Source organism: Methylacidimicrobium sp. B4, from assembly GCF_017310545.1.
GTDB lineage: Bacteria > Verrucomicrobiota > Verrucomicrobiia > Methylacidiphilales > Methylacidiphilaceae > Methylacidimicrobium.
Genome location: NZ_CP066203.1, coordinates 2,158,169 through 2,183,662, shown reverse-complemented (window position 1 = coordinate 2,183,662; position 25,494 = coordinate 2,158,169). Strand labels below are relative to the sequence as shown.

General features: G+C 63.8%; 25 protein-coding genes. 20 read left to right on the top strand and 5 right to left on the bottom strand.

Features of this window, described 5'->3' with window-relative positions:
* Positions 1 to 310 precede the first annotated feature (310 nt).
* Complete coding sequence (locus MacB4_RS10210) at positions 311 to 1,069, bottom strand: hypothetical protein (RefSeq protein ID WP_206863713.1); 759 nt, start codon at positions 1,067 to 1,069, stop codon at positions 311 to 313.
* A gap of 20 nt (positions 1,070 to 1,089) precedes the next feature.
* Here MacB4_RS10210 and MacB4_RS10205 point away from each other — a divergent pair, with 20 nt between their 5' ends.
* Positions 1,090 to 2,172 (top strand): alanine--glyoxylate aminotransferase family protein, encoded by a 1,083-nt coding sequence (locus MacB4_RS10205; protein ID WP_206863712.1) that lies wholly within the window; start codon positions 1,090 to 1,092, stop codon positions 2,170 to 2,172.
* Positions 2,173 to 2,247: 75 nt separating this feature from the next.
* On the opposite strand, the gene MacB4_RS10200 is transcribed toward MacB4_RS10205, so the two are convergent.
* From MacB4_RS10200 to proS, 4 genes are all read right to left on the bottom strand, one after another.
* Positions 2,248 to 3,117, bottom strand: coding sequence for a class I SAM-dependent methyltransferase (locus tag MacB4_RS10200; RefSeq protein WP_206863711.1), 870 nt, complete (start codon positions 3,115 to 3,117; stop codon positions 2,248 to 2,250).
* Between the two features lie 293 nt (positions 3,118 to 3,410).
* Positions 3,411 to 3,698, bottom strand: a complete 288-nt coding sequence (locus MacB4_RS10195) for a DUF2442 domain-containing protein (protein WP_242529239.1) — start codon at positions 3,696 to 3,698, stop codon at positions 3,411 to 3,413.
* Complete coding sequence (locus MacB4_RS10190; RefSeq protein WP_206863710.1) at positions 3,698 to 3,958, bottom strand: DUF4160 domain-containing protein; 261 nt, start codon at positions 3,956 to 3,958, stop codon at positions 3,698 to 3,700. The genes MacB4_RS10195 and MacB4_RS10190 overlap by 1 nt, the downstream gene beginning before the upstream one ends.
* Positions 3,959 to 4,076: 118 nt before the next feature.
* Positions 4,077 to 5,591 carry a proline--tRNA ligase gene (proS, locus tag MacB4_RS10185; RefSeq protein ID WP_206863709.1) on the bottom strand — a complete coding sequence of 505 codons (1,515 nt, stop codon included), beginning with the start codon at positions 5,589 to 5,591 and terminating at the stop codon, positions 4,077 to 4,079.
* A gap of 106 nt (positions 5,592 to 5,697) precedes the next feature.
* Here proS and gatC point away from each other — a divergent pair, with 106 nt between their 5' ends.
* From gatC to murA, 19 genes are all read left to right on the top strand, one after another.
* A complete protein-coding gene (gene gatC / locus MacB4_RS11295) occupies positions 5,698 to 5,985 on the top strand; it encodes an Asp-tRNA(Asn)/Glu-tRNA(Gln) amidotransferase subunit GatC (RefSeq protein WP_242529238.1) in 288 nt (95 codons plus the stop codon).
* A complete protein-coding gene (gatA, locus tag MacB4_RS10175; protein WP_206863707.1) occupies positions 5,982 to 7,424 on the top strand; it encodes an Asp-tRNA(Asn)/Glu-tRNA(Gln) amidotransferase subunit GatA in 1,443 nt (480 codons plus the stop codon). Before gatC ends, gatA begins: the two co-directional genes overlap by 4 nt.
* 12 nt (positions 7,425 to 7,436) lie before the next feature.
* Positions 7,437 to 8,891: an Asp-tRNA(Asn)/Glu-tRNA(Gln) amidotransferase subunit GatB gene (gatB, locus tag MacB4_RS10170; RefSeq protein ID WP_206863706.1), complete on the top strand. Its 1,455-nt coding sequence runs from the start codon at positions 7,437 to 7,439 to the stop codon at positions 8,889 to 8,891.
* A gap of 189 nt (positions 8,892 to 9,080) precedes the next feature.
* Positions 9,081 to 11,093, top strand: coding sequence for a hydrogenase 4 subunit B (gene hyfB, locus MacB4_RS10165; RefSeq protein ID WP_206863705.1), 2,013 nt, complete (start codon positions 9,081 to 9,083; stop codon positions 11,091 to 11,093).
* Positions 11,084 to 12,040, top strand: a complete 957-nt coding sequence (locus MacB4_RS10160) for a respiratory chain complex I subunit 1 family protein (RefSeq protein WP_206863704.1) — start codon at positions 11,084 to 11,086, stop codon at positions 12,038 to 12,040. Before hyfB ends, MacB4_RS10160 begins: the two co-directional genes overlap by 10 nt.
* A gap of 25 nt (positions 12,041 to 12,065) precedes the next feature.
* Entirely contained in the window at positions 12,066 to 12,728 is a 663-nt protein-coding gene (locus MacB4_RS10155) for a hydrogenase-4 component E (protein ID WP_206863703.1), read from the top strand.
* Entirely contained in the window at positions 12,725 to 14,176 is a 1,452-nt protein-coding gene (locus MacB4_RS10150) for a hydrogenase 4 subunit F (RefSeq protein ID WP_206863702.1), read from the top strand. Before MacB4_RS10155 ends, MacB4_RS10150 begins: the two co-directional genes overlap by 4 nt.
* A gap of 14 nt (positions 14,177 to 14,190) precedes the next feature.
* Positions 14,191 to 15,771, top strand: a complete 1,581-nt coding sequence (locus MacB4_RS10145) for an NADH-quinone oxidoreductase subunit C (RefSeq protein ID WP_206863701.1) — start codon at positions 14,191 to 14,193, stop codon at positions 15,769 to 15,771.
* A complete protein-coding gene (locus tag MacB4_RS10140) occupies positions 15,761 to 16,324 on the top strand; it encodes an NADH-quinone oxidoreductase subunit B family protein (protein WP_206863700.1) in 564 nt (187 codons plus the stop codon). The genes MacB4_RS10145 and MacB4_RS10140 overlap by 11 nt, the downstream gene beginning before the upstream one ends.
* Before the next feature lie 80 nt (positions 16,325 to 16,404).
* The gene (locus MacB4_RS10135; RefSeq protein ID WP_242529237.1) at positions 16,405 to 16,806 is read left to right on the top strand and encodes a recombinase family protein; all 402 of its coding nucleotides are present in this window, start codon (positions 16,405 to 16,407) and stop codon (positions 16,804 to 16,806) included.
* Positions 16,799 to 18,427, top strand: a complete 1,629-nt coding sequence (locus MacB4_RS10130) for an IS200/IS605 family accessory protein TnpB-related protein (protein ID WP_206863699.1) — start codon at positions 16,799 to 16,801, stop codon at positions 18,425 to 18,427. Before MacB4_RS10135 ends, MacB4_RS10130 begins: the two co-directional genes overlap by 8 nt.
* Positions 18,428 to 18,541: 114 nt before the next feature.
* Positions 18,542 to 19,477: an ACP S-malonyltransferase gene (locus tag MacB4_RS10125; RefSeq protein ID WP_206863698.1), complete on the top strand. Its 936-nt coding sequence runs from the start codon at positions 18,542 to 18,544 to the stop codon at positions 19,475 to 19,477.
* A complete protein-coding gene (gene fabG, locus MacB4_RS10120) occupies positions 19,452 to 20,201 on the top strand; it encodes a 3-oxoacyl-[acyl-carrier-protein] reductase (RefSeq protein ID WP_206863697.1) in 750 nt (249 codons plus the stop codon). The genes MacB4_RS10125 and fabG overlap by 26 nt, the downstream gene beginning before the upstream one ends.
* A gap of 198 nt (positions 20,202 to 20,399) precedes the next feature.
* A complete protein-coding gene (locus MacB4_RS10115; RefSeq protein ID WP_024806753.1) occupies positions 20,400 to 20,654 on the top strand; it encodes an acyl carrier protein in 255 nt (84 codons plus the stop codon).
* 63 nt (positions 20,655 to 20,717) lie between these two features.
* Complete coding sequence (gene fabF / locus MacB4_RS10110) at positions 20,718 to 21,959, top strand: beta-ketoacyl-ACP synthase II (protein WP_206863696.1); 1,242 nt, start codon at positions 20,718 to 20,720, stop codon at positions 21,957 to 21,959.
* A gap of 18 nt (positions 21,960 to 21,977) precedes the next feature.
* A complete protein-coding gene (gene rpmE, locus MacB4_RS10105) occupies positions 21,978 to 22,229 on the top strand; it encodes a 50S ribosomal protein L31 (RefSeq protein WP_206863695.1) in 252 nt (83 codons plus the stop codon).
* A gap of 85 nt (positions 22,230 to 22,314) precedes the next feature.
* Positions 22,315 to 23,421, top strand: a complete 1,107-nt coding sequence (prfA, locus tag MacB4_RS10100; RefSeq protein ID WP_206863694.1) for a peptide chain release factor 1 — start codon at positions 22,315 to 22,317, stop codon at positions 23,419 to 23,421.
* Complete coding sequence (prmC, locus tag MacB4_RS10095) at positions 23,418 to 24,245, top strand: peptide chain release factor N(5)-glutamine methyltransferase (protein ID WP_206863693.1); 828 nt, start codon at positions 23,418 to 23,420, stop codon at positions 24,243 to 24,245. The genes prfA and prmC overlap by 4 nt, the downstream gene beginning before the upstream one ends.
* Positions 24,238 to 25,494, top strand: coding sequence for a UDP-N-acetylglucosamine 1-carboxyvinyltransferase (murA, locus tag MacB4_RS10090; RefSeq protein WP_206863692.1), 1,257 nt, complete (start codon positions 24,238 to 24,240; stop codon positions 25,492 to 25,494). Before prmC ends, murA begins: the two co-directional genes overlap by 8 nt.

The window sequence follows — 25,494 nt, the reverse complement described above, 5'->3', positions numbered from 1 at the left end:
ACGGTTTTTTTACTGTCAAGAATCGGCCGGGGGAGCCGGGCGGCTGCCTCACCGACTCAGGCACCCCCTCGGCGGTCTTCCCGCCGAGGGGCGCGAAATGGGGTTCCCATCTGGAAGCCGGTATCCAAGGATAAGCGTTTCCTCTGACTTCGCAGGGCACGAAACCGCTGGATTCCTTATAGACGAGGCATCTCGGGTCAGCAAGCTTTTTGCCGAGGATTCCTCCTACCAGAGGAGCAATCTTTTCGGTCGCCTTCCGGCGGAATGCTGCTCTCCCTGGCGACGCCCCGGCCGTTGAAACCGACCAAGATCAAGGCTCGGAACCCGCTGTCAGCTCTCCGCGGTGATAGTTCCGCATGACTACCTGCTGCTTCGCGTGGTTACTGCCAAACCAGGTGCCGACTCGATATTCCACCGACCCGTTGGCGGGGAGGACCCCCAGATCCGGCTCAGCCATGGCCGCTTCGTACCAGATGTCCAATTGATCGACAGAGGCGAAGATCCAGGCGATCGGGACCGGATGGGTCAGGTTCGCCTGGACATGCAGGATCGAGCAATCCTTTTTTCGGACCCAAAGCCTTCCTTGGAGAGCATTGATCACCCGATCGGCGCGGGAGTGGCAGGGGGCATCGGGCTTGGGCTCAAAATGGAGCAGATAGGCCCGCTGACCATTCCAGGCGCTTTCCCCCTCGAGCACGATCGCGTAACGGGGAACCAGGTTGCGCATCGCCAGGAAATCGCTCACCTGCTGCGCCGCCCGGGCTTCCCGGAGCTGCTGACTGCTCAACTTTTGCACCGAGACCGTTCCCGCAGACGAATTTGGCACCAGCAGCAGGCCTTCCCCCGGCTTCACCACCATCCGGATCTCATCCGACCTTTTGAGGTTTCCCCGACCGTCGAGCTGATCGGTGCGGATCTCCTGCAGATACTCGAGCCGGAGCAAGAGCTGCTTCGCCTCGTCGTCCCGGGCAACCACCTCCCGTAGAATCTCCTCCAGCGCCGGGTCGGCAATGGCTCGAAAGGCCAGGAGGCAAATCGCGCCTAGGAGAACCCATTGCCTTTTGCGCATGCGGCCCCTATCCTCCCAGAATGACATCTCACGTAAAACTTTTTATCCCGGGTCCCACGGAAGTTTCCCCTCAAACGCTCCAGGCGTTTGCTTCGCCGATGATCGGACACCGGAGCAAGGGCTTCCAGGAGCTCTACGCTGATCTCCAGCCCAAGTTGCAGGCGCTCTTCTATACGAAAGGACCCGTCTACTTCAGCACCAGCTCCGCTTGGGGCGTCATGGAGGCTGCTGTCCGCAACCTCGTCAACAAGAAGGTGCTCTGCTGCGCCAACGGTGCCTTCTCCGATAAATGGCATGACGTCTCCCTCCGTAGCGGAAAGGCCGCCGAGCTACTCGCAGTCCCCTGGGGCAGCGCGATCGATCCGGAAGCGGTCCGTCAGAAGCTCGCAACGGGCGAGTTCGATGCGCTCACCCTGATCCACAACGAGACCTCCACCGGCCTCATGAATCCGCTCTGGGAAATCGCTGCGGTCCTGCGGGACTTTCCCGATGTTTCCTTCATCGTCGACACGGTCTCTTCCTTCAGCGTGCTCAAGATCCCCTTCGAGGAGCTGGGAATCGACGTGATGTTGACTGGCACCCAGAAGGCCCTGGCGCTTCCTCCGGGAGCGGCTCTTTTCGCGGTTTCTGAGCGGGCGCTCGCCAAGGCGGCCACCGTGTCCGGGCGCGGCTACTATTTCGACTTCCTCGAGTTCCAAAAGAACCACGAGAAGAACATGACGCCGAGCACCCCTTCGATCGGCCACCTCTACGCCCTCCGGCAGAAGCTTGCGGAAATCGCCGCGGAGGGGATCGAGAACCGCTACGCCCGCCATCGGCAGAATGCCGAGATCGTTCGCTCCTGGGTGAAGGAGAAGGGATTTTCTCTCTTCCCGAAGGAGCAATTCGCCTCGCTCTCCCTCACCTGCGCCTCGAACACGCGGAAGATTGACGTAGCCAAATGGATCCAGCTCCTGCGGAACCGGTTCCACTGCGTGATCGACGGAGGGTACGGGAAGCTCAAAGGACAAACCTTCCGTATCTCTCACATGGGAGACGAGACGCCGCAGACGGTCCGACAGCTGCTGGGATGGCTCGACGAGTGCCTGGACGAGCTCGGCTGATGGTTGGACGCTCCGGGCGCCGGCGGCTTATCCGCGGCCGGGTGCCCGGAAGCAGCCCGCCGCACCGGTGCTTCCCTATTTTGGCTTCTCGGCGACGAGAAAGATCGCCGGGTGCTCCATCTTGATTCCGCGCCGGGTTTGGAGCCTGGCCAGCTTCCTCTGGAGGACAGCGATGATTCGCGCACGTTTCTCTTCCCCTACCCCGGAAAGGAATCTTCCTGAGCTGCTGGCGTCGAGGAAGGCGACGACGCCGGCCGGGTCCTTCACGTAATCCGAGAAGGGGAGAACCTGCAAGGCGACGATCCGGAATCCGGCCTGCTCGGCGAGCGCTCGGAGCTCCTGCGCGCGGATGCGGAAGGGAGACAAGAAGAGGCCGGGAGGCACCTTTCCCAGGGCCTCCCGAACCGATTCCCGGATCAGCTTCCGGAGCCTGGACGGCTGATCCTTGGAGCCCGTGCTGATCCCGACCCGTCCACCGGGCTTCAAGAGCCGATCGATCTGCCGCAGAGTTTCGGCCTGCTTGTCGATCCAGTGAAAGACGTAGTTGAGGTAGATCCGATCGAAGGAGCCGCTCGGGAAGGAAGAGAGGTCGTCAGAGCCCGCCACTCGGAACGAAAGACATCCCGCTTCCCTCTTCTCGGCAATGGCGATTCGCTCCGGAGAAGGATCGAGCCCAATCACCCTCCCCTTCGGACCCACGAGCTTCGCCACGTATTCGGCAAGCTTCCCGGTCCCGCATCCTAGATCCAGGACGGAGTCGCCGGCTTCGATCGAAAGCAGCGAGACGAGCTTTTTCCCCTGGATGAACTGCGGGCGGCTCACGGCCTCATATTGGGCGGCGAGTTCCGCGGATTCCCTGGCGGGAGGGGGGGCCGGAACGGCAGTGAGCGCACCCGCGCAACCGAGTGCATACGCGATAGGTAGCCAGCAAGCGAGCGCCTTCATAGAGCAACCTGGACCGGAAGCTCGTGGTGCGCAAAGCAAGTCCGCGGAGGGGATCGTTCCCTTCTGCTTCAAGCGGTGGAGAGGCGTGCAGAGCAAGCGGAAGGTTAGCTCCCGGAACGGCCGGATGGCGGAGGCAGCCCGTCGGCGGATCGTCTTTCCCTCCTCCGTCCGCAGCGTCAGACGTCCGCATTGAGGCTGTCGAACCGCGTATCGAAAGCCGCCGCCTGGATGGGTAGCGGCCTGAACACACAGAGCACGGCGGAGGAGGCGCTATGAGAGAGCCTGTCTCTCCTCTAGCCTTCCAATTTCCATTCACCCGCACGCTGCAATGCGGCATGCATCACATCCGGGGCAAGATCGATTTCACCCGGCCAAGTGACGGCCCCGTGCTCCACATAGACTCGCGCAAACATCTCTGGATCGCGCAGCCTTGCGAACACTCCAGCCTTCGGCGAGGCCACGCGAGCCGATAGGTCCACGGTTCCACTCGTCCCGTCCACGAACCGCACGGCCAAGCGGTAGCCGGGCAAGGGGATCACGTCGCGCACGTCGTCGGGTGCCTCGGCACGAATCGGGGGCACTAGGACAGCGGCGTGATCTTCTTCGGCGGGCGCATTTGCACACATAGCTGCCAGTTCTCCATCAGTTCGTCGCGATGCCCTTCTCCCCACTGCCGGACTAACGACATTGCAGTGCGGGGCAAGCTCCCACTCATGATCTCCAGCGTTGCAATATTGATCTGAGCCCGATGCTCCGCATAGCGTGCATGGAAGTGAGGAGGGGCGTGATCCTCAAAGAACATCTGAATCAAGATGCCATAGAAAACGCTTACTGTCGGCATCGTCACCGTTCTGCGCGCCCGGCGGTCATCCTTTCCCTCTGCTTTGCCAAGGCCGGCTTCGGCGCGCCGCCCAAGCACCGCGCTGCTCCCAGGAAGACGGGCAAGGAGGAGCCAAAGCTCAATAGGCCTTTCCGAAAAGGACCCACTGCTTCCCGGGCTTTCCGGAGAAGGGGCAGGTTCCGGATAGAGGCTCCTGCTCCAAAGGAATGCAGCGGATCGTGACCTTCTGCTCCTCGTGGATCTTCTCCTCCAGGGCCGTATCACCGGCCCAGGGGACCTCGGCGAACCCCCCGTGGATCTCTGGCTTTTCCGAGTCTTCCGGGGTAAAGAACTCGAGGAACTCCTCGCGGGATCCGATCCGCCGTGTATGGCTCTTCTGAAAGGCAAGCGCCCGCTCCCAGAAGCCCTGCTGCATCTCCGCCAGGGTCTGCTCGACGTTGGCGACGAACTGCGGCGCCGACACGGAGAGCCGTTCCCGCGGGGGCCGATCCCGTCGAATGACCGAGAGCGTTCCCGCCGCTACCTCCCGCGGGCCGATTTCGACACGGAGCGGCACTCCCTTCTTCACCCACTCCCAGTTCTTGACTCCTCCAGCGAGCGGCCGAGCATCGATCTCCACGCGGAGAGGCTCCCCAGCATAGCGCTTTTCCGAGAGCTCGATCGCTAGCCGCGCACAGGCTCCTTCGACCGCCGCTCGCTCCTCCTCCTTCCGGATAAGGGGCAAGAGGATGATCTGCGTGGGAGCGACGCGGGGCGGGAGGGCCAGTCCGTTGTCATCCGAGTGGGCCATGATCAGGGTGCCCACCAGCCGGGTGCTCACTCCCCAGCTCGTCGTCCAGGCATGCTCTTGGCGCCCCTCTGGGGAAAGAAAGGTGATGCCGTTGGCACGGGCAAAATTCTGCCCCAAAAAGTGGGAGGTGCCGGCTTGGATCGCCTTTCGATCCTGGACGAGCACTTCGAGGGTCAAGGTCCGCACGGCGCCTGGGAATCGCTCGCGGGGCGTCTTCTCCCCGGCGATCGCCGGGAGGGCGAGCATCTCGCAAAGGAATCCCTCGTAGAGCCGCAGCATGCGGAGCGCTTCTGCCTCGGCCTCTTCGGCACTCTGGTGCGCCGTATGACCCTCCTGCCAGAGGAATTCGCTCGTCCGCAAAAAGAGCCGGGGCCGTAGCTCCCAGCGCACCACGTTGGCCCACTGGTTGATCCGCAAGGGCAGGTCGCGATACGACTGGATCCACCGGGCGAAGGCCGCCCCGATGATCGTCTCGGAAGTGGGGCGCACAACCAGGGGCTCGGCGAGTGGTGCCCCCGGTACCAGACGCCCCTCCTTTGCCTCCAGCCGGTGGTGGGTGACGACAGCGCACTCCTTGGCAAACCCCTCCACATGCTCCGCCTCTTTTTCGAGAAAGCTCAAGGGAATGAAGAGCGGAAAGTAGGCGTTCCGGTGGCCCGCCGCCTTGATCCGGCGATCGAGCTCGCGCTGCATCCGCTCCCAGATCGCATAGCCCCAGGGCTTGATGATCATGCAGCCCCGCACCTCGGAATTTTCCGCCAGGTCCGCCGCAGCGATGACCTGCTGGTACCACTCGGGAAAATCTTCCTGGCGCGTAGGGGCAATCGCTGGCCGTTCCGTCATAGGGTCTCCTTACCTAGCGCACTTCTCTTGCGGAGAACAAGCGCAATGGAAAAGGGGCGCTTTCCCCCTCTTGCCAGAAACCGCCGGCTTCCGGTATGGATATTTCGTGCCCACCCTTGCGATCGACGTCGCCTATGTCGCGGAGCTCGCACGCCTGCGCCTCTCCCCGGAGGAGATCGAAACCTTCGGCGACCAGCTGGAGCAGGTCCTCGCCTATGTGAAGAAGCTGGAGGAGGTCGACGTCCAAGACGTCGCTCTCGTCGGGGAGGAGAGCGGCTTCCAGAATCGCCTGCGCCCCGATCGCCCCCTCCCCGAGCTTACGCAAGGCGAGGCGCTCGAAAATGCGCCACAGCCGGCGGGCGGACTCTTCCTTGTCCCACGGATCCTCGAGTGAGCCTTGCTTTCGCCACGATTCAGGAGTTGCGCCGGAGGCTCCGCGCGAAGGAAGTCCATCCCAGGGAGCTCGTCGAGGCGCTCCTTGATCGCATCTCCTCGGTCGATCCCAAGGTCAAGGCCTATAACTATCTCCACCCCGAACGCGCGCTCGAATCGGCCCAGAAGGCGGATATCTCCCTGCCCTTGGGGGGAGTGCCGATCGCCATCAAGGATCTGATCAACGTCCGGGGAGAGCCCTGCACCTGCGCTTCCCGGATTCTCGAAGGGTACATCGCTCCCTACGATGCCACCGTCATCGAGCGCCTCCGGGCGGCCGGGGCCATCCTCCTGGGTCGGACCAACATGGATGAGTTCGCGATGGGCTCCTCCACGGAAAATTCGGCATGGGGCGTGACGCGCAACCCCTGGGATCTTTCGCGCGTTCCGGGAGGAAGCAGCGGAGGCTCGGCGGCCGCCGTGGCGGCTCACGAAGCGATCGCGGCTCTGGGAAGCGACACGGGAGGATCGATTCGGCAGCCCGCCTCCTTCTGCGGCTGCGTCGGCCTCAAGCCCACCTACGGCAGGGTCTCCCGCTACGGATTGACCGCCTTTGCTTCGAGCCTGGATCAAATCGGGCCGCTGACCAAGACGGTCGCCGACGCAGCCCTGGTCCTGGAAAGCATCGCCGGGGTCGATCCACGGGACAATACCTGCGACCCGACGCCAGCCCCTTCCTTTTCGGCCAAGCTCGGAGAAGAGATCCGAGGGATGACGCTCGGAATCCCGAAGGAGTATTTCGTGAGCGGCATCGATCCGGAGGTGGAGGATGCGACCAGGCAGGCGATCTCCCATCTGGAAGGACTCGGGGCGACCCTCCGGGAGATTTCTCTTCCCCACACCGCCTACTCGATCGCCTCCTATTACCTCGTCGCTACGGCGGAGGCATCGGCCAATCTCGCCCGGTTCGATGGCATGCGCTATGGCAGGCGCGCCAAGGAGTGCGACGATCTCCTCGAAACCTACGGGCGGACGCGCGACGAAGGCTTCGGCCGGGAGGTCAAGCGCCGGATCCTGCTGGGCACCTACGCGCTGAGCTCCGGCTACTACGACGCCTACTACCTCCGGGCGCAGAAGGTACGGATGCGGATCCGGGAGGATTTTCTCGCGGCGTTTCGCGACTGCCAGGCGATCGTGACTCCGACCTCCCCGACGCCGGCCTTCCGCCTCGGCGAGCGGGCCGAAGACCCGCTCCAGATGTACCTGGCAGACATATTTACGATTGCGGTCAACCTCGCGGGGCTCTGCGCGATCTCGCTCCCCTGCGGCTTCACGCGGTCAGGACTTCCCATTGGCCTCCAGATCATCGGTCCGATGCGGCAGGAGGAGACGATTCTCCAGGTCGGATATGCCTACGAGCAGAGCACCGACTGGCACACCCTCCGACCGTCCCTGAGCTAGAGGATGCCTGCCATGACCTACGAAGCGATCATTGGTCTTGAGGTTCATGTTCAGCTGAAGACCCAGACCAAGCTCTTTTGCGGATGCCGGAACGAGTTCGGGGCGGAGCCGAACAGCCATCTCTGCCCGATCTGCCTGGGCCTTCCCGGCGCGCTCCCCGTCGCCAACGAGGAAGCCGTGATCTTGACGATCCTCACTGGCCTCATGCTCGGATCGACGATTCCTCCGCGCGCCAAGTTCGACCGGAAGAACTACTTCTATCCGGACATGCCGAAGAACTATCAGATCTCACAGTACGACCAGCCGCTCTGCCTGGGAGGAGGGGTGATCCTCCCCGCACTCTCCTTCCCCAAGGATGCGCAAAAGGAGGCGCAGGCGCTCGCCAACAAGAAGGTTCGGCTCGTGCGGATTCATTTGGAGGAGGATGTGGGGAAGTCGTTCCATCTGGAGAGATGCAGCGGGATCGACTTCAACCGGGCGGGAACGCCGCTCATGGAGATCGTCACGGAAGCCGACCTGACCACCCCGGAAGAAGCCTTTGCCCTCCTCACCACCCTCCGTGAAATCCTTCGCTACGGGAAGGTGAGCGACGTCGATATGGAGAAGGGGCAGCTCCGCTGCGATGTCAACATCAGCGTGCGGCCGGTCGGAACCGAGGCCTTCGGCACCAAGCGGGAGATCAAGAACCTCAATAGCATCAGTGCCGTCCGGCGGGCGCTCAAGCATGAGATCCAGGCCCAGATCGAGCTCGTCTCCTCCGGAGGGAGGGTGGTCCAGCAGACGATGCGGTGGGATGATGCGCGCGGGGAGACGATTCCCATGCGCACCAAGGAGCAGGCCCACGATTACCGCTATTTTCCCGACCCCGACCTGCTTCCGATCCAGACCCAGGGTCACCTGCGCGGAGAGGCCGAGCGGCGCCTGCCGGAGCTCCCGGAACGGAAGAAGAGCCGCCTCTGCCAGACCTACGGCCTCTCGGAGTACCAGGCGAGCGTGCTCGCCGCCGACCTTCCTCTGGCCGACTACTTCGAGCAGGCGGCCCGCTCGACCCGCAATCCGGTCGCCTTGGCCAACCTCACCCTCAACGACTATCTGGCTCTCCGCCCGGAGACCCCGGGACCAGCTTCCGTTCCCCCGGAGTACTTGGGCGAGCTGGCGGATCTTGTCTCCGAGGGGCAGATCAACTCCCGGCAGGGACGGGAGGTGCTGGCGATCTTGCTCCAAACGCACAGGCCGCCCAGGGAGATCGCCCGGGAGCGAGGCCTGACCCAGATTTCGGACGCGCAGGCGCTCGACGCCTTCTGCCGAGAGGCCATTTCCGCCAATCCGAAGAGCGTCGCCGACTACAAGGCCGGAAAGGCGGCCGCCATCAACGCGCTCAAGGGCTTTGTCATGAAAAAGACCCGCGGGCAAGCCAACCCCCAGCGGATTCACGAGCTCCTCGAATCGCTGCTCCGCGAGCCGTAATCCCCGGTCGGCGCTGGCCGGATCGATTTTCGCCTTGTGGTCGCGTAAAGGATTCCGTACAAGCAGGGCCATGTCGGCTCCTTTGCCGACCGATGCGATGTCCCTGCTCTCCAAGGTTCGTTCGGGTTGCTCCGCGCCCGCGTTCGGCGCTGGGCGACAGATCCGTCTACCCGGCAGGGACCTGTTGAGATGACGCTGCTCATTGCCCTTGGCTGCTCGGCAGCGCTCCTGCTGATCAGCGTAGCCTCTGTCTTGGGGCGCCGTGTCCTGGGGAGAAGTACGCTCGTCTACGCCGCTACGTTAGCCGTGAGCCTCCTCTCCCTGGCCTGCGGGATCGAAGCCCTCCTCGCTTCCTCCAGCGGCTCGCCGACCCTCTCCCTTCCCCTGGGGATCCCCTGGTTCCGCACGCATTTCCGGTTGGATGCCCTCTCCTCCCTGTTCCTGGCGATCGTCAGCTGGGGCGGAGCCTCGAGCTCCCTCTTCGCCCTCGGCTATGGTCGCCACGAATCCTCTCCGGAGCGCATCCTTCCCTTTTTTCCTCTTTTTCTCGCGGGAATGATCTGGGTGGTTCTCGCGGATGACGCCTATGTCTTCTTGTTCGGATGGGAGATCATGTCGCTGGCCTCTTGGGCGCTCGTGGTCTCCCATCACCGAGAGGAGGAGAACATCCGGGCGGGACACCTCTATCTGACGATGGCGGCCATGGGCGCCTTTACGCTCCTCCTCGCCTTCGGCCTGCTGGCGAACGCGGGTGGGGGCTACCTCTTTTCCTCGATTCGCGCAAGCGCCCTCTCTCCGCGCCTGGCGGGAGCCGTCCTTCTCCTGACAACGATCGGTGCGGGCTCCAAGGCCGGCCTCTTTCCCCTCCATGCCTGGCTCCCGCTGGCCCACCCTGCGGCTCCCAGCCACGTCTCGGCGCTCATGAGCGGTGTCATGACCAAGGTTGCGATCTATGGCTTCGTCCGGATCGTCTTCGACCTTCTCGGACCTCCTTCCTGGGAAGGCAGTCTCCCCCTCCTCTTCCTGGGCGGGGTGACGGCCGTCCTGGGAGTGCTTTATGCCCTGATGCAGCACGACCTCAAGCGGCTGCTCGCCTACCACACCGTGGAAAACATCGGAATCATCTTCATCGGCCTCGGGCTGGCGCTCGCCTTCTCGGCGAACCGGATTCCCTGGGCGGCCGCTCTTTCCCTGACGGCTGCCCTCTTCCACACGCTCAACCACTCCTTGTTCAAGAGCCTTCTCTTCCTCGGCTCCGGCTCGGTGCTCGAAGCCACCGGAGAACGCGAGATGGACAAGCTGGGAGGATTGATCCATCGGATGCCCGGCACGGCGGTCGCCTTCCTGCTCGGCTCCGTCGCAATCTCGGGCCTTCCCCCCCTCAATGGTTTCGCCTCCGAATGGCTCACCTTCCAGGCGATCCTGGTCAGCCCCAATCTCCCCCAGTGGGCGCTCAAATTCCTGATCGTCGCGGTCGGGGCGCTCCTGGCCTTATCGGCGGCTCTCGCAGCCGCTTGCTTCGTCAAGGCCTTCGGAGTGAGTTTCCTGGGACGCCCCAGAACTGCGGCCGCCGCGGAAGCGAGGGAGACCGATCGCTGGTCGCTCTCCGCCCTCTTCGCCAACGCGTGCCTCTGCCTGCTGGCCGGTTTGTTCCCCGGCCAGGTCGTCAACGCCCTTGGGCCGGTGGTCCAGCAGCTGGCAGGCCAAGCGCTCCCGCGGCAGAGCCTTCCCTTTTGGGAGCCGATGATCCCGATCGCGCAGAATCGCAGCTCCTACGACGCCTTCCTCTTGTTCGTCCTGATTGCCTTCGCCGGCTTGACGATCGCGGGGCTGGTCCGCGCAATCGGGTTCCGTCCGATTCGGCGCTCGCCCGCCTGGGATTGCGGCTATCCCGATCCCAGCCCGGCCACGCAGTACACGAGCCCGAGCCTTGCGCAACCCATCCGTCGCGTCTATGCCACGAGCCTCTTCGGCGCCCGGGAAGCGGTCGAATCGTCCCCGCCGGGAGATCCCCGCCCGGCCCGAATCTCCGTAAGGATGCGGGACCCCGCGTGGGAGGGACTCTACCTGCCCGTCGCGAGGCTCGTCTCCTTTCTCGCGGACAAGCTCAATCCCATGCAGTTCCTCACCATCCGCCGGTATCTTCTCCTGGTCTTCCTCCTTCTGGTCTTCCTGCTGCTTCTGCTGAGCTTATGGATCTAGTCCGCCCCTCTCTGGTACAAGCCGCTCAGATGGTCCTGGTGCTTCTCGTGGCCCCGGGCCTCACCGGCTTGGTCCGCAAGCTGAAGGCGCGCTTGCTCGGCCGCCAAGGCCCCTCGATCATCCAGCCCTATCGCGATCTCTGGCGGCTCTTCCGCAAGAGCCCCGTCCTGGCAGAGAACGCCTCCTGGCTCTTCCGCATCGTTCCCTATCTCGTCTTCGCCTTTATCTGGCTCGCCACCGCTCTGGTTCCCACCTTCGGCCTGGGTCTCCCGTTCGGCCCTTGGGCCGATCTCATCGCCATCACCGCCATGATCGGCACCGCCCGATTCTTCCTGGCACTTTCGGCGCTGGACGCGGGGACAAGCTTTGGTGGCATCGGGGCGAGCCGGGAGGTGATGATCGCCTCCCTCGCCGAGCCCGCCATGCTCCTGGTGGTCTTTACCTTGGCGCTGGTCGCGGGCTCGACGGAGCTCTCCGCGATCACAGCTTTCCTGCTTTCCCCCTCGGCGGGCCTGCGGGTCTCGATGGCGCTCGCCCTCGCCGCCCTTCTGCTGATCGCCTTGGCCGAAAACAGCCGGCTCCCGATCGACAATCCGGCAACGCACCTCGAGCTCACCATGGTGCATGAAGCCATGATCCTCGAATACTCGGGCCGTCACCTGGCTCTGCTCGAGTGGGCCGCCTCGCTCAAGCTGCTGCTCTATTTTTCGCTGATCGGCACGATCTTCGTCCCGTGGGGATTGGCCAAGCCGGGCGCATCCTTGACCGCCTATCTGGCTGGCGGATCGTTCTACCTGCTCAAGATGGGGACGGGAGCCATCGCGCTGGCGGTCTTCGAGACCGGGCTCGCCAAGATGCGTCTCTTCCGCATCCCCGATTTTCTCGGGGCGGCTCTCATGCTGGGGCTGCTCGCCACCCTTCTCCGCTTCGTATCCGGCAGCTTATAAGCGGCATGGCGCACTACTCCTTCTTATGAACACGATCGGCTTCGACGTCGCTCATTTGCTCTCCGGGAGCCTCGTCCTGGTCAGCTTCATCCTCCTCTATCAAGACCGCGTGTTTGCCCTCCTCCACATGTTCACCTTTCACGCCCTGGTCCTTTCTCTTTCGGTCGCCTGGCAGGCGTTCGTGCAGGATGCCCCCCACCTCTATATCACGGCGGCGATCGCCTTGATCTTCAAAGCGCTCCTGATCCCGATCGTGTTGCGGCGGATCGTGGTTCAGCTCCGGATTCACCAGGTCTTGGAAACCGTCGGCGGGATCGGCCCCACCATGCTGGCCGGGATGGCTCTGGTCGCTCTTTCCCTGGTGGTCACCCTGCGCACCACCCACGCGGGCGACCGCCTCTCCCGGGAGGATCTCGCCTTCGCGCTGGCGGTCATTCTTCTGGGCATGCTGATGATCGTCACCCGGCGCAACGCCATCAGTCAGATCATCGGCTTCATGTCCTTGGAAAACGGGCTGATCCTGGCCGCTGCGGGAGCCAAGGGGATGCCGCTCGTCGTGGAAATCAGCGTGGCGTTTGCGGTGCTCATCGCCTTCATTGTCATCGGCATTTTCCTTTTTCGTATCCGAGAGCGCTTCGACACGGTCGACACCCTGGTGGTCGAGCGATTCCGTGGAGAGAGACGATGAGCCACATTCCCTTCAGCCCGCCCATCTGGGCGCTTCTGGTTCCCGCGGCAGCCGCCCTGCTTCTGGCGTTCGTGCGAGACTGGCGTCGCGCGGCGCAGATCAACGTCGCGGCGAGCTTCCTCTCCTTCGGCTTGGCGCTCGGTCTTTTCACCATCCCGCGGGAAGCGCCGGGCCGATATCTCCTGGTCGACGATCTCAACACGGTCTTCCTCGTCCTCAACGCCTTCGTCGGCTTTACCACGAGCCTCTTCAGCGCGGGATATATTTCGCACGAGGTCGAATCCGGCAGGCTCACTCCGCGACTCCTCCGCTTCTACCATGCCATGTACCAGGTTCTCCTCTTCGGAATGACGCTTGCCCTCTTTGCCAACAATATCGGGCTTCTCTGGGTCGCCGTGGAGATGGCCACCGTTACCACCGTGCTGATGGTTGGGATCTACCGGACGCCCGAGGCGATCGAAGCCTCTTGGAAGTATATGATGCTCAGCAGCGTGGCGATTGCACTGGCACTTTTCGGGACGACGCTCACCTATGTGGCGGCCCGCCAGGCGCTTGGGGAAGGGACCGAGGCGATGCGCTGGAGCTCGCTCTTCCAGCATGCGGCGGAGCTCGACCCTTCGCTGCTCAATCTCGCCTTTCTTTTCGTGCTCCTGGGCTATGGAACGAAGGTCGGGCTCGTTCCGCTTCACGCATGGCTTCCCGACGCGCATGCCGAAGGGCCGACCCCCATTTCGGCCGTGCTTTCTGGCCTCCTGCTCAACGTCGCTCTTTACACCGTGATCCGATTCAAGATCCTCCTCGCGGGCAACGCCCATGTCCTCTCTCCGGGACCCCTCCTGATCGCCATGGGCCTGGCCTCCGTCCTTTTCGCGGCCTTCATGTTCTACCGGCGCCGCGACATCAAGAGGCTCTTCGGCTATTCTTCAATCGAGCATATGGGCATCATCACCTTTGCCTTTGGGCTCGGAAATCCGCTCGCCAACTTCGCTGGATTGCTCCACATGGCCCTCCACAGCCTGACCAAGTCGGGGATCTTCTTCATGGTGGGCTACATCTCGCAGGCGAAGGGGACCCAGAAGATCGCGGACATCCGGGGCCTGACCGAAAGCCATCCCTTTCTCGGGTGGGGACTGCTCGCCGGAACGGTGGCAATCGTCGGCATGCCCCCGTTCGGGATCTTCTTGAGCGAATTCCTCATCGTGAGCAGTGGCTTTTCCACCCATCCGTGGGTGATCCTCCTCTTCCTTCTTGGCCTTCTGGTCGCCTTCGCCGGGCTCCTGCTCCGGATCTCCGGGATGGCCTTCGGCCGTCCGACCGGCCGCATCGAGCCCGTCCACGTCACCCCGTTGCCGTTCTGGATCCACATGCTGCTCGTGCTTGCCGCGGGGATCTTCCTCCCGGCGGTCGTCGTCACCTGCTTTCGTCAAACGGCCCAGCTTCTTCGCTAGCTCCTCCCCCGACCATGCCCGACTCCTCCCAGGCCGACTTCCCCGCTGCTCCCCAAGCTTCTTCGTCAGGAAGGGATCTCCCTCCTTCCCTCGCCGAGCTGCTGCCACAAGGCACTCCCGTCCTCTGCCATCGACCCTGGCCGCAGGCCATCGTCGATCCTCTCCTCTGGCAGAGGGCAGGCGAACGGCTCGGTCGCGGCGGCTCCTCGCTCCTCGCCCTTTGGGGGGAGCCGGGCAGCGTCCATCTCGCCTTTTGGGAAGCATCCGAAGGACGAGCCGGGGTCATGACCCTGCGCTGCCCGAACGGGACCTTCCCCTCCGTCGGCCACCTTCACCCGCCCGCGCTGCGCTTGGAAAGAGCGATCCGGGATCTCTTCGGACTCCGGCCGGAAGGGAGCGCCGATCCAAGGCCCTGGCTCGATCACGGAGCCTGGAAGCTCCGCTTTCCCTTGGGCAAGTCCGTTCCCGCCATCGGGCCATCCCCCTACGCCTTTCTTCCTGCGGAAGGCGAGGAACTCCATCAGGTTCCCGTCGGGCCGGTCCACGCAGGGATCATCGAGCCGGGCCACTTCCGGTTCACGGCGGCGGGAGAAACCGTCGTCCGCCTTGAGGAGCGTCTGGGCTATGTCCATCGAGGAGTCGAGGGGTTGCTGGTCGGAGCGGAGCTGGAGCACGCGGCCAAGCTGGCTGCGCGCGTCTCCGGGGATACGACGGCGGCCTACTCCGCTGCGTTCGCCCGGGCGGTGGAAGCTGCGATTGGCAGGGAGGCCCCACCTTCGGCCGACTGGCTGCGCGCTCTCTGCGTCGAGACCGAGCGGGTGGCGAACCACCTCGGGGACGTGGGAGCCATCTGCAATGACGCCGCCTTTGCCCGCATGCAGGCTTTCTGCTCGATCCTCCGGGAGAGGCTCTTGCGCGCAGCCGACGCCTGCTTCGGCCATCGGTTGATGATGGATCAGATTGTCCCCGGCGGGGTGCGCACCGTGCCGCCCTTGGGTGCTCTCCGGCGGCTGCGTGATCTCTCCGGGGAGATCGCACGCGCGCTTCCGGAGATCCAGGAGGTCTATGAGTCGACCCCCTCGCTCCAGGATCGCGTCGTCGGCACCGGGGTGCTTTCCCGAGAGCTGGCAAGCCAGTATGGGTGCGGAGGAGTGATCGGGCGCGCGTCCGGGCGGCTCTTCGATGCGCGGCGAGATCTCCCCTACTCTCCCTATCCGAGCCTCCGCTTTTCGATCCCCGTCCGAGAAGAAGGAGATGTCGATGCCCGTGTTTCGGTTCGAATCCGCGAGATCGAGCAGAGCCTTGGCCTGATCCAGCAGATCGTCGACGGACTCCCCGAAGGACCCGCCTTTGCTCCCCTGCCCCAGAAGAACCTCCCTCCCGGCGAAGGGGTCGCTCTGGTGGAAGGATTTCGCGGGGAGATCTTCGCCTGGGTCCGCCTCGACGAGCGGGGGCGGGTCGAGCGTTGTCATCTTCGGGATCCCTCTTGGTTTCAGTGGCCTCTGCTCGAAGCGGCAATCTACGGAAACATCATCGCCGACTTCCCGCTCTGCAATAAGTCCTTTAACTGCTCCTACGCCGGCCATGACCTCTGACTCTCGCCCTCCTGCATCGCGCCCCCGCCGACCTTCCCTTTTCGGCTTGATCCGCTCGGGTCTCCCCGAGCCCCCTCCACCCGTGGACGACAAGCTTCTTCAAGAGCTCGCGCGCCAGGTGGAAGAAGGGGCAAAGCGGCGTCTCGGGCGGAGCCTCGCGCTTCGTCTCGTCGATGCGGGCTCGTGCAATGGGTGCGAGCTCGAGCTTCATGCGCTCCAAAATCCCTTTTATGACCTCGAGCGCTTCGGGCTTCGCTTTGTGGCCTCCCCCCGGCATGCCGACGTCCTGCTCGTGACCGGCCCGGTGACGCGCAACATGCGGGAAGCGCTCGAGCGGACCTGCAACGCCATCCCGGATCCCAAGTGGGTGGTGGCGGTGGGGGATTGTGCGGCCACGGGCGGTCTGTTTTCAGGGGGCTATGCCTGCATCGGCCCGGCGGAGGCGGTCGTCCCCGTCGACTTGGCGATTCCCGGCTGTCCACCCCGGCCGCAGCAGCTTCTGGCGGGCCTCCTCGCGCTCCTGGAAAGCAGCGAGAAGCCGGGTCGGCGGTAAGCGAGCCACGGTGGATGAAGGGGTTGCCAACAGTTGACTAATCAATAGACATAACTCACGTTGCATGGCATTCTTTTCCCATGAAGCTGAGCGTCTGGGCAAGGCGGCAGGGGATTGGCTCCAAGACGGCTTGGCGGATGGGGAAGGACGGGAAGATGCCGGTGGCGGTCGAGCAGCTGCCGATTGGGACGGTGATCGCGCATGCAGAGGAGAGGCAGCCCGGCGGAGTTGCCCTCCACGCGCGCGTCTCCAGCGCCGACCAGAAGGCCGATCTCGATCGGCAGCTGGCGCGGCTGACGGAGTGGGCGCTTGCCCAGCGGTTGCCGATCGTCGATGCGGTCAAGGAGGTTGGCTCTGGGATGAACGGCCATCGCAAGGGGCTCTTGCGGCTCTTGCGGGATCCGAAGGTCGGCGTCATTCCGGTCGAGCATCGGGACCGGTTGATGCGGGCGAAAAAGGCGCTCGAGGCTCTCCATGAGTGATCGTCCGGTCTTCACCTACCAGACGCGCTTGAGGCTGGCGCCAGAGCAGGTCGCGGCTCTGGACGGCTATGCGGATCTCTACGGGCAAGCCGAGCGGACACTCTTTGCCAGGATGCGGGTGGGGATTCCGATGGGCGATCTCAAGTGCGAGTTCCTGCGGCGCTTTGGGATCACCGCCCGGCAGTTCAACGCGATTCGCGTGGGCCTCAAGGGCAAGATCGCCTCGATCCGGGAGCGGCTTCCGGAGTGGATCGCCGAGGCCGAGTCCCGCATCCAGAGAGCCGAAAGGGTCATCGGCATCCTCTCGGCGAGGGAGCCAGGCTCGGAGAAGCTTCATCAGAAGAAGCGGCGGCTTGGGAACCTTCGCGCCAGGCTCGCGGCACGGATCGCCGACCGGGACTCGGGTCGCGTCCGCCTCTGCTTCGGCTCCCGCCGCCTCTTCCGCAAGCAGTTTGCCCTCGAGGAGAACGGTTATGCCAGCCATGCGGAGTGGAAAAAGGATTGGCAGGCGGCGCGGAGCGGCCAGTTCTTCGTGATCGGCTCGAAGGACGAGACCGCGGGCAACCAGTCCTGCCGGGCTTCGGTCGAGGACGACGGCAGCCTGACCCTGCGTCTGCGTCTTCCCGATGCGCTGGCCTCGGATGGCAAGCTTCTGGTCATTCCCGGCGTGCGCTTCGCCTATGGCCAGGAGGAGATCCTTCAGGCGCTTGCCGCGAGCCGGGTTGTCTTCTCGCAGACCAAGGGCGGCAAGCCTGTCCGGAAGCGGGAGGGAGTGGCGGTAAGCTACCGCTTTTTAAGGGATCGGAAGGGCTGGCGGGTCTTCGCGAGCGTCGAGGCCAGGCCGGTTCCCATTGCGACGAGCCGTCTGGCGGGAGCGCTTGGGATCGACATCAACCACGACCATCTGGCCGTGGCGGAGACCGACCGGTTCGGCAACCTGCGGCGGGCCCTTCGGGTGGATCTCAACCTCTACGGCAAGACCGAAGATCAAGCCAAGGCGATCATCGGCGACGCGGCGAGGATGATTGTGGAGATGGCACGGGAGCGTGGTCTTCCCCTGGTCCTTGAGCGGCTGGATCTCAAGAAAAGGAGGGCTGAGCTTGAGGTGGCGAGTCCATCCGCCGCCAGGAAGATCTCGTCGTTTTGCTACTCCAAGACCATCGCCATGCTCAAGGCGGCCTGTTTTCGAGCCGGAGTCGAGGGGATCGAAGTCGATCCGGCCTATACTTCCGTGATCGGCGCGGTGAATCACGCGCGTCGTCACGGCATCGGTTCTCACCAGGGCGCGGCCTATGCCGTGGCCAGGAGAGGCTTGGGCCTCTCCGAGCGTCCGACCGTGCGGGAGGCCATTGCGCCAGCCCGCAATGGCGGCCACCTCACCTTTGCCCTACCCGTGAGGAATCGGGCGAAGCATGTGTGGTCGTTCTGGTCGGAGGTTCGGAGGAGGCTCAAAGCGGCGCATGCAGCGCATGCCCGGTCGGGAGGCTTGCGAGAGCCGCCCGCGCCTTTGCTCCCGGAAACGCGGGCATTGAGCGCAACCTGGGCATTGCCGGCGGAATCCCGGCACGCGAACCGTCGGCAGAACTGTTCGGCCGACGTCATCGACCACCTTCCCTGGTAGGGGAATGGTTGTCTATGGTTTTAGGAACGGTGCGGAGCCGGTGAAAAAGAAAAAGCTTGGCGTAAGGACCGCTGACGGCAATCTTGACCCTCTTGGCAGGAATATGACCCTTCGGTGGAATCGCTGAAAGCACTGCTCTTCGACGGTCAGGGAGCCCAGGAGGTCGGCATGGGGAAAGACCTCTACGAGGCCGATCCCCACGTACGCCACCTCTACGAGGAGGCGGAGCGTCTCCTCGGGATCCCGCTTCGTTCCGTGAGCTTTTCCGGTCCCGCCGAAGCGCTGACGGAGACGGTTATCGCGCAGCCCGCCCTCTTCGTGCACGGGTTTGCCCTCTTCACCCTGCTGCAAAACCGCCTTCCGGCCTTCCGCTTTTCCGCGGTCGCTGGCCTCTCCCTGGGCGAGCTGACGGCTCATGCCGCAGCCGGGACCTTTTCCTATTCCGATGGGCTCCGCCTGGTCAAAGAGCGAGCGTTGGCCATCCAGAGGGCGGCTGAGGAATCTCCCGGCTCGATGGTCGCGCTGGTCGGCGCGGACCGGAAGGTTGCCGACGCGATCGCCCGTGAAGCCCAGGTCGACGTCGCCAACTACAATGCGCCCGGTCAGATCGTTCTCTCTGGATCCCGTCGGGGGCTCGCCCTCGTTCCCGAATTGGCCAGCAGGCGGGGCGTGCGCAAGGTGATCCCGCTGGAGGTTTCCGGAGCCTTTCACTCGCGGCTCATGCGCAAGGCGGCCGAGGAGCTGCAAGCCTTTCTCGAAGATTTTCCCCTGGAAATCCCACGCGTCCCGGTCTATTCGAATTTCCTGGGGCGACCCGTTCGGGAACCGGCGGAGATTCGCCGAAGCCTGGCCGCCCAAATAGAGGGCTCCGTTCAGTGGGAGGATTGCATGCGGGGGATGCTCGATTGCGGCGTCCGGCAGTTCGTCGAGCTGGGCCCCCGTCCGGTCCTCCTCGGCTTGCTGCGCCGGATCGAGCCCCGGGCAGCCGGAATCGCCCTCGCTACGCTCGAGGATCTCCAATCACATGAGCACGAACTCGTTGAGGGATAAGGTCGCCGTGGTGACCGGCGCCAGCCGGGGCATCGGCAGGGCGATCGCCCTTCGCCTGGCGCAATTGGGGGCGGACGTCGCCTGCGTCAGTCGAAGGGCGTCGGATGCCGAAGCCACCGCGGCAGAGATCGTCGGTCTCGGAGGAAAGGCCAAGGGTTATGCCACCGATGTCCGCCTCAAGCAGGAGGTCGACCAGGCGAGCGAAAGCATCCTTCGCGATTTCGGTCGGGTCGATCTCCTCATCAACAATGCGGGAGTTACCCGGGATGGCCTTGCGGTCCGCATGTCCGACGAAGACTGGGATCTGGTGCTCGACACGAACCTCAAGGGTGCCTTCTTGTGGATCCGCGCCTTGAGCCGCCACTTTCTCGAACGGCGCTCTGGGAAAATCGTAAATATATCATCCGTATCGGGGCTGATGGGAAATCCGGGACAAGCCAACTACTCTTCCTCCAAGGCGGGCCTGATCGGCTTGACCAAGTCGATCGCGCGCGAGCTCGCTTCCCGCGGCGTGACCGCCAACGCCGTCTGCCCCGGCTTTATCGAGACCGACATGACGAAGAAGCTGCCCGAGAAGGTACGCGCCCAGCTGCTCGAAGAGATTCCCCTTCGACGTTTTGGTCAACCCGAGGAGGTGGCCGGGCTCGTCGCCTTTCTCTGCGGGCCCGACTCCAATTACATCACCGGCCAGATTTTCGTCGTGGATGGCGGCCTTCTGGCTTGACCCGGTTCCCGGAAATAGCGACGAGAGAGGGGCACGCCATGACCGCAAACATTGTAACGGCTAGCGTTTCTCTCGATTGCCCTCGGGAGAGGACGTGGGATGAGAGAATGGGGCTTTTCCAGGCTTTCGGTGACTTTTTGGTTGCCAAATCCGGATTCCGTTTCTAACTAGCCTCGAACTCGAAGGAGACTGGATTTTATGGCAGAGAAAAAATCGATCGAAGAACGCGTAAAGGAAATGATCGTGGAACAGCTCGGGGTCAACCCGGAGCAAGTGACCCCCAAGGCCAAGTTTATCGAGGACCTCGGGGCCGACTCCCTGGATACGGTCGAGCTGGTCATGGCGTTTGAAGAAGAGTTCAACGTGGAAGTTCCGGACGAAGAGGCGGAAAAGCTGCAGACGGTCGGCGACGTCATTCGATACATTGAAGAGCACGTAGAGGAAGAAAGCTAAGGCCGTGATTCTTCCTCGCTCGATTGCCTTTCTCTCGGGGGAGCTCCAATCCCCTCCTTTCGCATGACACGACGGGTCGTGGTAACCGGGTTCGGGGCAGTCACCCCGAACGGCAATGACGCAGGCGCTCTTTGGGAGAGTGTACGCAACGGACGGAGCGGAATTGGCCGCGTCACTGCTTTTGACACGACAGGGTACGATTGCCTCATTGCGGGTGAGGTTCGGGGCATCGATCTCAGCGAGGCCTTCCGAAACCCCAAGGAAGCTCGGCGGGCCGACCGGTTCTCCCAGCTGGCGATGACCGCCGCGAAAGAGGCGGTGCACCATTCGGGCCTGCTCACCGCGAAGGAGGATCCCTCCCGGATCGGGGTGATCGTCGGCTCGGGCATCGGGGGCCTGAAGACCCTCGAGGACCAGCATACGGTGCTCCTGCACAAGGGACCCAGGCGGACTTCTCCGCTGATGATCCCGATGATGATCACCAACATTGCCTCGGGGATGATCGCGATCGAATTTGGCTATCAGGGACCCAATTTTTGCGTGGTGACCGCCTGCGCGACGGCGGCGCATTGCATCGGAGAGGCTTGGCGCCTGATCCGCGATCACGAAGCCGAAGTCATCCTCGCCGGGGGCAGCGAAGCCGCGGTCGTCCCTCTGGGACTGTCGGGCTTCGGCAATATGAAGGCTTTGAGCCTGCGCAACGATGAGCCGCACCGGGCCTCCCGACCCTTCGACCGGGATCGGGACGGCTTCGTCTTGAGCGAAGGAGCGGGAATCGTGGTGCTCGAGGAGCTCGAGCATGCCAAGAAGCGGGGAGCCCCCATCCTGGGTGAGATCATCGGCTATGGCCTCTCCGCGGACGCCTCCCACATCACCGCCCCGGATCCTAACGGCCGATGTGCGGCGCGCGCCATGGTCTCGGCCCTCAAGCGGGCGGGAAAGAACCCTGAGGAGATCGACTACATCAACGCCCATGCGACCTCGACGCAGCAAGGCGACGTCTGCGAAGCCCTCGCCATCCAGAGCGTCTTTGGCCCGCACACCAAGAAGGTGCCCGTCAGCGCCACCAAGTCGATGACCGGCCACTGCCTGGGAGCTGCGGGAGCCGTCGAGCTCATCCTCTGCCTGCAAGCGTTGGAGGCCCAGCTCATTCCGCCCACAATCAACCTCGACAATCCCGACCCGGCGTGCGATCTTCACCACGTCCCCTATCAGGCGAGAGAAAGCAAGTTGCGGGTGGCCATGAGCAACTCCTTCGGGTTCGGCGGGCACAATGCATCCCTGGTAGTGGCGAAGTTCGCATAGAAAGAAGAGATCGTTACGATGAAGGCAAACATTCACCCCGAGTATGCGGAGACCACGATCACCTGCGCCTGCGGGGCGGTCTACCACACCCGCTCCACCAAGAATCGGCTTCGGTTGGGAATCTGCTCGTCTTGCCATCCCCTCTTTACCGGGCAGCAGAAGCTGATCGACACGGCGGGACGGGTGGAAAAGTTCATGCGCCGCTTTGGAAACAAGATGCCGGATCTGGCTGCAGCCGGTTCCAAGGCGCTGAAGAAGGCCAAGAAATAGCGATCGCCTGCCTTCGCACGACCGCCCTTGCTTCGGGCCGGTTGCGGATGCTCGGGCTCCTGTTTCATCGGGCTTCCTTCTCTCTATGGACCTGAGCGGCTACGTCTCTCGTCTTCGCGAGCGCTATGAAGAGCTCGAGGAGATCCTCTCCCGCGGGGAGATCTATGCCCAGCCGGCGCGAGCCGCCGAGCTCACCCGGGAGCATGCTCGCTTGAAGGAGGCGTTCGGGCATCACGGGCTTTGGCTCTCCGCGCAAGAAAAGGTCGGATCGCTCGAAGCCTTGCTCCAAGAGGCGGAGGATCCCGAGCTGCAGCGCTTGGCCGAAGAGGAGCTCGCTCAGGCGCGCCTGGAGGCGCAGGCGGCGCATCGCCAGCTGTTGTTGGCCCTTTTGCCGGGAGACGAGAACGAGTCCCGGAATACCATGCTCGAAATTCGAGCGGGTACTGGCGGAGAGGAGGCCGCTCTTTTCGCGGCGGACCTTTACCGTATGTATAGCCGCTATGCGGAGAAGCGCGGGTGGCGGCTCAACCCCATGAGCCTCGCCCCCAGCGACCTGGGGGGATTAAAAGAGATCATCGTGGAGATTGCGGGGGAAGGCGTCTACCGCCAGCTCCGCTTTGAGAGCGGAGTCCACCGGGTGCAGCGGGTGCCTGCGACGGAGTCGCAGGGACGGGTCCATACCTCGACGGCGACGGTGGCCGTCCTGCCGGAGGCAGGGGAGGTCGACGTCGTCCTCAAGCCAGAAGACCTTCGCATCGAGGTCTGTCGCGCGGGAGGGCCCGGAGGGCAGGGCGTAAACACGACCGACTCGGCTGTCCAAGTCCTCCACATCCCTACCGGGCTCATCGTCCGCTGCCAAGAGGGACGGTCCCAAATCAAGAATCGAGAAAAGGCGATCACGATTCTGCGGACCCGGCTTCTGGCGCAAAAGCAGCAGGAAGAAAGGGCCAGGCTCTCTTCCGAACGACGCAGCCTCATCGGCAGCGGGGACCGGCACGAGAAGATTCGCACCTATAACTTTCCGCAAGACCGAGTCACCGATCACCGGATCCCGGTTACCTTCCATGGCCTGGCTTCCGTTCTGGATGGAAACATCGAGCCGCTGCTCGAGGTCCTGGCGGAAAGAGAGATGGAAGAGCGCTTGGCTGCCGAGGAGACGACGGCGGCAGCTGCCCCACGCACGACGCCGTGACCCGGATCGGCTTACTCCGGCGGACGATCGACCGGCTGACCCGGGCCGCCGCGGAATCGCCTCGAAGCACGGCGCAATGGCTCCTGGCCGAAGCGCTTGGCATTCCCCCGCTCTCGCTCTACCTCGAGCCCGAACGGACGATCTCCCCCGATTGCCTCCACCGCGTCGAAGCGTGGACCGCTCGCTGCGTAGAGGGAGAGCCGCTGGCCTATGTCTTGGGAAGCGTTGAGTTTGCCGGGCAGCGCTTCTGCGTCACCCCATCGACGCTGATCCCACGACCCGAGACCGAGCTCTTGCTCGAAGCTGCGACCGAGCTCCTGGAAACCCTGCCGCCAGGACCGGTTCTCGACGTCGGAACGGGGTCGGGAGCCCTCGCCATCTCTCTGGCTTGCCGGGCAACCGACCGACGCGTCTACGCCTCCGATCTCGATCCCTCGGCCCTCGCGGTGGCCGAGGAAAATGCGCGCGGGCGAGCCAAGATCATTTTTTATCAGGCCGACCTGCTGCACCCGGCTCCGGAAGCGGCTTTTGCCTTGATCGTCGCCAACCTTCCCTACATTCCCACGAGTGAGCTCGCCCGGCTACCGAGGAACGTCCGATACGAGCCCCGCAAGGCGCTCGACGGAGGCCCGGATGGATTGCGGCTCATCCGCTCGCTGATCGCCCAAGCCGCGGGGCGGAGCCGCGCACTCGCCTTGGAAGTGGGAGACGGCCAGGCGGAGAAAGTGGGTCCACTTCTCGACCACGCTGGCTTTTTCCGATCGAGATCGCTAAAAGACCTCACGGGGATGACGCGCATCGTTGTGGGAGAATCCCGTGGATAAATTTGCCATTCACGGAGGAAACGTCCTTCGGGGTACCGTTTCGGTCAGCGGCTCGAAGAACTCATCCCTTCCCATCCTCGCCGCGACTCTGCTGACACGAGAACGGTGCGTCCTTCACCGGGTACCCGACCTGAGCGACATCCGCTACATGCTCGACATGCTCCGTTATCTCGGGGCGGAGGTGGAATTTGCGGACGGCACGGTAACGGTGGAGGCGAAGAAGGTCGCCTGGGAAGCGCCCTACGACCTGGTTCGCCGCATGCGCGCCTCGGTTTGCGTCCTAGGCCCCCTCCTCGCCCGCTGCGGCCGCACCAAGGTCTCCCTTCCCGGAGGCTGCGTGATCGGCGACCGGCCGATCGATCTCCACCTCCGTGGCCTCGAAGCACTCGGGAGCCGCATCGTTCTCTCCAAAGGATATGTCATTGCCGAAGCCTCGGAGCTCGTCGGAGCCCGGATTGCCCTTCGTGGCCCTCATGGATCGACGGTGCTGGGAACGGACAACGTCATGATGGCCGCATCCCTGGCCCGCGGAACGACGATCATCGAGGATGCCGCCTCGGAGCCCGAGGTCGCCGATCTCGCCCGGTTTCTCCGCTCGATGGGGGCGAGGATTCGGGGAGAGGGCACGGGCCGCTTGGAAATCGAAGGAGTCGATGCGCTGCATGGCGCGGAGCACACGGTCATCTCGGATCGAATCGAGGCGGGAACCTTTGCGGTTGCCGCGGCGATCACCCGCGGCGAGCTACTGCTCGCCAAGGCCCCGGCCGAGCACATGGGCAGCACGATCTCCGCGTTGCGGGAGGCTGGCGTCTCGGTAGTAGAGGAGGAAGGCGGCCTGCGCGTGCGAGCCTGCGATCCGTTGCGTCCGTTCCAATTACGGACAAGCACCTATCCGGGTTTCCCGACCGACATGCAGGCTCAGTTTTGCGCCCTCGCGGTAACGGTTCCCGGTCGCAGCCAGATCGCGGACGACATCTTCCCGACTCGTTTCATGCACATCAGCGAGCTCAAGCGCATGGGCGCCCATGCGGATCTCCTTGCCAACGTGGCCGTCATCGACGGAATCCCCCGGCTGAGCGGAGCCCCCGTCATGGCCTCGGACCTGCGAGCGTCCGCCGCCCTCGTTCTTGCGGGACTTCAGGCCGAAAACACCACGACCGTCAGCCGCGTCTACCACATCGACCGCGGCTATGAACAGATCGATGCCAAGCTGCGCGCCGTCGGTGCCGACATCGCACGGCAACCATGA